The sequence below is a fragment of the Kribbella sp. genome (assembly GCF_035687465.1).
In the GTDB taxonomy this organism is placed as follows: Bacteria; Actinomycetota; Actinomycetes; order Propionibacteriales; family Kribbellaceae; genus Kribbella.
This window is the reverse complement of record NZ_DASRXP010000354.1, coordinates 1-5515: the sequence shown is the minus strand read 5'-3', so window position 1 is coordinate 5515 and position 5515 is coordinate 1. Positions and strand designations below refer to the sequence as shown.

Below are 5515 nucleotides of genomic sequence, written 5' to 3'. Positions count from 1 at the left end.
CGGGTGATCGCCTCCCTGACCAGACGATTCGGTGATCTCGACATCGCCGAGGAGGCGGCGGCCGAGGCGTTCGCGATCGCCGTCGAGAAGTGGCCGGCCGACGGCGTACCGCCGAATCCCGGCGCCTGGTTGACCACGACCGCCACCCGTAAGGCGATCGACCGGATCCGGCGTGAGAACAAACGCGACGACAAGCACAAGGAGGCTTTGATGGTGTCCGACGACGACTCCCCCGAGCCTCTCGGCGCCATCGACGACGAGCGACTCCGGCTGGTCTTCACCTGCTGTCACCCGGCGCTCGCGATGGAGACCCGGATGGCGCTGACACTGCGCATGGTCGGCGGTCTGACCGTGCCCGAGATCGCCCGCGCCTTCCTGGTGCAGGAGACCGCCATGGGGCAACGGATCACCCGCGCGAAGGCCAAGATCAAGGCTGCTCGCATCCCCTATCGGGTGCCGTCCGCGGAGGATCTCCCGGCCCGCGTCTCCGGCGTACTCGCTGTCCTCTTCCTGGTGTTCAACGAGGGCTACCTGGCGACCGGTCCCGACACCGATCCCGTGCGTCACGACCTCACCGCCGAGGCGATCCGGCTCACTCGCCAGATCCGTGCCCTGATGCCGGAGGACGGTGAGGTGGCCGGGCTGCTGGCGCTGATGCTCCTCACCGAGGCTCGCCGTACGGCTCGGGTTTCGGCCAGCGGCGAACTGGTCACCCTTGACGAGCAGGATCGAGGGGCCTGGGATGCGGCGCTGATCGCCGAGGGGCATCGGCTGGTGCGCGAGCGCCTGGCGGCCGGAGTGGCTCCGGGTCGGTACCAGATCCTCGCGGCGATCAACGCTGTGCACACCTCCGCCCGCGACGTCCGCGACACCGACTGGTCGCAGGTCGTTGCCCTGTACGACCAGCTCGTCCGCCTCGACTCGTCGGCGATCGTCGCCCTCAACCGGGCCATCGCGGTCGCCGAGCTGGACGGGCCGGAGGTGGCATTGGCAGCCGTCGACCGTCTTGAGGACAAGTTGGCCGGCTATCACGCGTACCACGCGACCCGCGCCGACCTGCTGCGCCGGCTGGGCCACAGTCAGCAGGCGCGGGCGGCGTACGACAAAGCCATCGAGCTTGCGGGCAACACCGCCGAGATCGCCTATCTGACCCGCCGCCGCGACCAACTGGGGAGTTAGCTCTCTATTTGGTCAGCGCGTCGAGGTCGCGTACGGCGTAGCGGTGGTGCTCCCACTCCTCCTCGAGGATCGTGTGGAGGCAGGACAGAACGGTCTCGGGATACTCAGGGGCCCAAGGGTTCTTGCGGATCGCTGTCAGGTCGTCCGCGGTGATCGTGGCGAGGAAGTCGCGGACCATGGCCACGCGGTCGGCCCGGACTTCGAGTACCTCGGCGTACGACGGCTTGGTTGTCGCGAAGACCGACATGTCGTTGCCGTCGGTCTCGTATTCGACGTTCGGCTGACCTAGCGGATGGAACGGCTGATCGATCGCGAGGATCGCCCGGCCCAGCCAGGTGTCCGTGGCCATCACCAGGTGCCGCAGCGTCTGCGCGAACGACCACTCGCCGTCCACGGAAACGTCGACCGTGCCTTCCGGCATCGACGCGACCCGCTCGATCGTGTCGGCCCAGATGCGTTCGAGCGCTGCCCAGGCTGCGCGGAGGCTGTCGGGATCGGCGGCCTGCCGGTCGGCGCGGCCGGGAAAGCGGCGGTTGAGCTCGGCCTCGACGAACGGGACGACGTTGACGCCGTTGACGAGCAGGACGTTCTCGCCGGCGAGGAGCCACGGTGCGTCGAGGTCCGCCCCGGCCACCTCGGCCGCGCGCATCACCACACCGGACAGATCAGATCGGACGAACCGCGCCCCGCGCAGGTTCACATCAACGAACTGCGCTTCCTTCAGATCATCGAACTGGTTGAAGGCTGCCATGCTGACCTCCGGCCTAACGGGTGGTGACAGCGCTGCTTCGGCGATGGCGCGGTGAGCGTACGACAGCTGCTGCCATGGGCGTCAATACTCGGCCGGTGCCACAAGTGGCAATTTAATCGCTTTGCTTGGCAGGTGCGGGGTGCTTAGTTTGCAGGATGACTACTCAGCTCGTTGCGCTCTCGTTCGATGCGAAGGACCCGCGTGGTCTCGCGGGGTTCTGGGGTGGTGTGCTGGGTTGGGAGGTGGTCGAGGACCCGTACGACGGCATCGCGCTGCTGCCGAGCGATGACACTGGGTTCCGGTTGCGATTTCTTCCTAGTCAGGAGCCGAAGACCGGGCAGAACCAGGTGCACTTCGATCTGACGAGTCAGTCGCTCGAGGAGCAGCAGCAGACGGTGGCGAGGGCGCTCGAGCTCGGTGGCCGGCATCTCGACATCGGTCAGGGTGCGGACGCGCTTCATGTGGTGCTCGCCGACCCCGAAGGCAACGAGTTCTGCGTCATCGAGCCGGGCAACAACTTCCTTGCTGACTGTGGATTCATCGGTGCGCTGTCGAGCGACGGCTCGCAGGAGGTCGGGTACTTCTGGAGCAAGGCGCTGGACTGGCCGCTGGTCTGGGACCAGGACGAAGAGACCGCGATCCGCTCGCCGCACGGCGGCCCGAAGATCACCTGGGGCGGTCCCCCGGTGAACCCGAAGACCGGGAAGAACCGGCTGCACTTCGACCTCGCTCCCCCGGCTGACGGTGATCAGCAGGCGGAGGTCGACCGTCTGGTCTCGCTCGGGGCGACCCGAATCGACATCGGCCAGGGCGAGGTCAGCTGGATCGTGCTGGCCGACCCCGACGGCAACGAGTTCTGCGTACTGACTCCTCGCTAGGGGGCAGTGGACGGCGATGGCGGGTGCTGTTCGCGATCGCGATCGCTACACCGGCGTTTTGCCTGTTCGATCGCGAGTGTTCACCAGCCACGGCGTCGGCGTACGGCAGACTCGGCGGTATGAAGTTGGGGCAGCTGGCGAGTGAGCGGCGGCGGTTGACGGCGTTCTGGGGTGCGACCGTGGTGCAGGTGGCCGCCATCGCGTTTGACGCCAAGGTGCTGAAGCGGGCCAGCAAGGTGACATTGATGCCTTTGCTCCTCTCCTGGGCTCGGACCCAGCAGGCGCCGCCGATGCTGCAAGCCGCGCTGTTGGCGTCAGCGGCCGGCGACCTCTTGCTGGAGACTGATCTGCAGCTGGCTGGGATGGCGGCCTTTGCTGCAGCCCATGCCTGCTACCTAGCTGTGTTCCTGTCCAAGCCCGGAGAACGGTCGTGGCGCGTGGCGGCGGCGTACGGCGCGCTGTGGGCGGCCATGGTCGCGCTGCTCACCCCGGGGATGAACGGCGCTGAACGAGTGCCGGTCGCGGTCTACGCACTGTTGCTCACAGCAACTGCCATCGTCTCGCGCTGGCACAGTCCACGCAGCGGGCTCGGCGGCACGCTCTTCCTGATCTCCGACGCGTTGATCGCCATGCGCCTGGCCGGCCGGGACTTCCCGTTCCGCGGCGCCCTGGTGATGTCGACCTACGCCGCCGGCCAGTACTTCCTGGCCTCGGGCCTTCGCTCCCCCAGGACTGCATCCGATCACTGATTTAGGATCTGGTGCATGTCTGAAGTCAAGCTGATTGTCCTCAACGGTGGGTCCAGTTCGGGGAAGTCGGGGATCGTGAGATGTCTTCAGGCGGTTCTGGCGGAGCCGTGGCTGGCGTTCGGGGTGGACAGTTTCGTCGATGCGCTGCCGGCCGCGATGCAGGCCTCGGACGCCGGCATCGACTTCGGTCCGGACGGTGAGGTGGTCGTCGGACCGGTGTTCCGGCAGTTGGAGGCGGCCTGGACGAACGGGATCGTCGCGATGGCGCGGGGCGGCGCGAACATCATCGTCGACGATGTCTTCCTCGGCGGAGCGTCCTCGCAGCGACGCTGGCAAGATGCCCTCGGCAACCTCGAGGTCCTGTGGGTCGGGGTGCGGTGCAGCGCGGAGGTCGCTGCGGGTCGCGAGCTCGCCCGGGGTGACCGGTCTGTCGGCATGGCCGCCTTGCAGGCTGACGTGGTGCACGAGGGCGTGAAGTACGACGTGGAGGTCGATTCCACCCACGCGGAGGCCATCGATTGCGCTCGGACCATCGCGCAGTACGTCAGCTGATCAGCGTTTGCGCCAGATGAAGATCTCGGTGCTCGGCTGGCGTTCGGAGAAGCGGTTCGTGGGTGAGGTCTCCGCAAGAAGTTGCCGGAGGTCCGCCTCGAAGACGTTGCGTTGGACGCCGAAGAGGTGTGGTGCAGAAGAGGATGTGGAGAACACCAGGGCCACGACCTCATCGGCTGTGCGGACCAGGGCGTGTCCCCCGGGTACGACGTAGCGCTCCCTGTCGGCGAAACCTGCTCGGCTGAAGACGGCGGCCTCATTGCCTGGCGTGCCGTTCGGCAGTACTCCGCGGCCGGCTCGGCGTACCGGTCCTAGGTAGTGCTCGACCAGGTCCTGGATGGCCGGGTAAGGAACTGCTGGATGTGGGAGGCCTTCGACGGTTCGGGTCTCGGTCTTGAGGTCTGCGATGTGTACTACGGCGCCCGTCGGCTGGAGCAGGTCCTTGACCGTCGCCGCCACCAGGTCACGGTCCATCCAGTGGAAGGAGTTGCCGAAGCTCGCGACAGTGAACATGCCGAGGTCCGCGGGCAACTCCTCGGCGAGGGCCTGGATCCAGCGCGTCTTCTGGGATAGGCCCGCGTCTTCTGCCAGTTGCGTGGCTTCGGCGATCATGCCGCGGTCGGGGTCGACGCCGACAGTCTCACTGAAGTGATCCGCCAGGCTGAGGGCGAGAGTGCCTGGTCCACAGCCGATGTCGAGTAGGCGCCCCTGTCCGTCGAGGGTTAGAGCCTCGGCGAGCGTGTCTATCCAGCCAGGTGCGTACGGGAGTCGACCACGTTGGTAGTACGGAGCCGCGCCTGAGAACAACGTGTCATCCCACTCCCAGCTCACAACCATGCCGCCATCATGCCCCGGGCGTTCCGGCTGCGCGATCGAATATGGATGGGGTGAAAGTGCTCAGCGGGTGGGCACTTTGTTTGGGAGACTCGGGGTATGCGTGCTGATCGGCTGGTTGCCACTCTGCTGTTGATGCAGGCTCGTGGGCGGGTTACGGCAGCCGAGTTGGCAGAGGAACTGGAGATCTCTGTCGCGACGGCTCGGCGGGATCTCGAGGCGTTGTCGACCGCGGGGATTCCGGTCTATCCGCAGCCTGGGCGCAACGGTGGATGGTCGTTGCTGGGTGGGTCGCGGACCGACCTGAGTGGGCTGACGTCGTCCGAGGCGCAGGCGTTGTTCCTGCTCGTCGGCCCGGCGGCATCCATCGCGCCGGAGGCGAAAGCGGCGCTGCGGAAGCTCGTACGGGCTCTTCCTGAGACGTTCAGGGGTGATGCCGAGGCGGCGGCTGAGGCTGTGGTGATCGATCCGGCGCGCTGGGGTGAGCATGAGAAGGATCGGCCGGACGTCGTGAAGGATCTGCAGGATGCCGTGGTTCGGCGGCTGAAGGTGCGGCTGACCTACTCGAGCCG

At 66.9% G+C, this 5515-nt stretch carries 7 protein-coding genes; 5 read left to right on the top strand and 2 right to left on the bottom strand.

All coding sequences use genetic code 11. From position 1 onward, the window contains the following. Positions 1–1179, top strand: a 1179-nt coding sequence (locus VFG33_RS18555) for an RNA polymerase sigma factor (protein WP_325054152.1), incomplete at its 5' end; no start/stop codon positions are given. Positions 1180–1183: 4 nt separating this feature from the next. Here VFG33_RS18555 and VFG33_RS18550 read toward each other — a convergent pair. Further along, positions 1184–1930, bottom strand: coding sequence for a DinB family protein (locus VFG33_RS18550; RefSeq protein WP_325054151.1), 747 nt, complete (start codon positions 1928–1930; stop codon positions 1184–1186). A 155-nt stretch (positions 1931–2085) separates the two neighbouring features. Here VFG33_RS18550 and VFG33_RS18545 point away from each other — a divergent pair, with 155 nt between their 5' ends. From VFG33_RS18545 to cpt, 3 genes are all read left to right on the top strand, one after another. Beyond that, complete coding sequence (locus tag VFG33_RS18545) at positions 2086–2808, top strand: VOC family protein (protein WP_325054150.1); 723 nt, start codon at positions 2086–2088, stop codon at positions 2806–2808. A gap of 119 nt (positions 2809–2927) precedes the next feature. Next, the gene (locus tag VFG33_RS18540) at positions 2928–3557 is read left to right on the top strand and encodes a lysoplasmalogenase family protein (RefSeq protein WP_325054149.1); all 630 of its coding nucleotides are present in this window, start codon (positions 2928–2930) and stop codon (positions 3555–3557) included. Positions 3558–3572: 15 nt separating this feature from the next. Beyond that, on the top strand, positions 3573–4109 hold the full coding sequence (gene cpt, locus VFG33_RS18535; protein WP_325054148.1) for a chloramphenicol phosphotransferase CPT: 537 nt from the start codon (positions 3573–3575) through the stop codon (positions 4107–4109). On the opposite strand, the gene VFG33_RS18530 is transcribed toward cpt, so the two are convergent. Beyond that, on the bottom strand, positions 4110–4946 hold the full coding sequence (locus tag VFG33_RS18530; RefSeq protein ID WP_325054147.1) for a class I SAM-dependent methyltransferase: 837 nt from the start codon (positions 4944–4946) through the stop codon (positions 4110–4112). It abuts the gene before it with no gap. Between the two features lie 96 nt (positions 4947–5042). On the opposite strand from VFG33_RS18530, the gene VFG33_RS18525 reads away from it, so the two are divergent. Next, on the top strand, positions 5043–5515 hold a 473-nt coding region (locus VFG33_RS18525), incomplete at its 3' end, for a helix-turn-helix transcriptional regulator (RefSeq protein ID WP_325054146.1).

Bases quoted from the DNA above. Each gene is read 5' to 3' on its own strand.
- VFG33_RS18550 (WP_325054151.1), bottom strand. From the start codon at position 1,930: ATGGCAGCCTTCAACCAGTTCGATGATCTGAAGGAAGCGCAGTTCGTT.
- VFG33_RS18545 (WP_325054150.1), top strand. From the start codon at position 2,086: ATGACTACTCAGCTCGTTGCGCTCTCGTTCGATGCGAAGGACCCGCGT.
- VFG33_RS18540 (WP_325054149.1), top strand. From the start codon at position 2,928: ATGAAGTTGGGGCAGCTGGCGAGTGAGCGGCGGCGGTTGACGGCGTTC.
- cpt (WP_325054148.1), top strand. From the start codon at position 3,573: ATGTCTGAAGTCAAGCTGATTGTCCTCAACGGTGGGTCCAGTTCGGGG.
- VFG33_RS18530 (WP_325054147.1), bottom strand. From the start codon at position 4,946: ATGGTTGTGAGCTGGGAGTGGGATGACACGTTGTTCTCAGGCGCGGCT.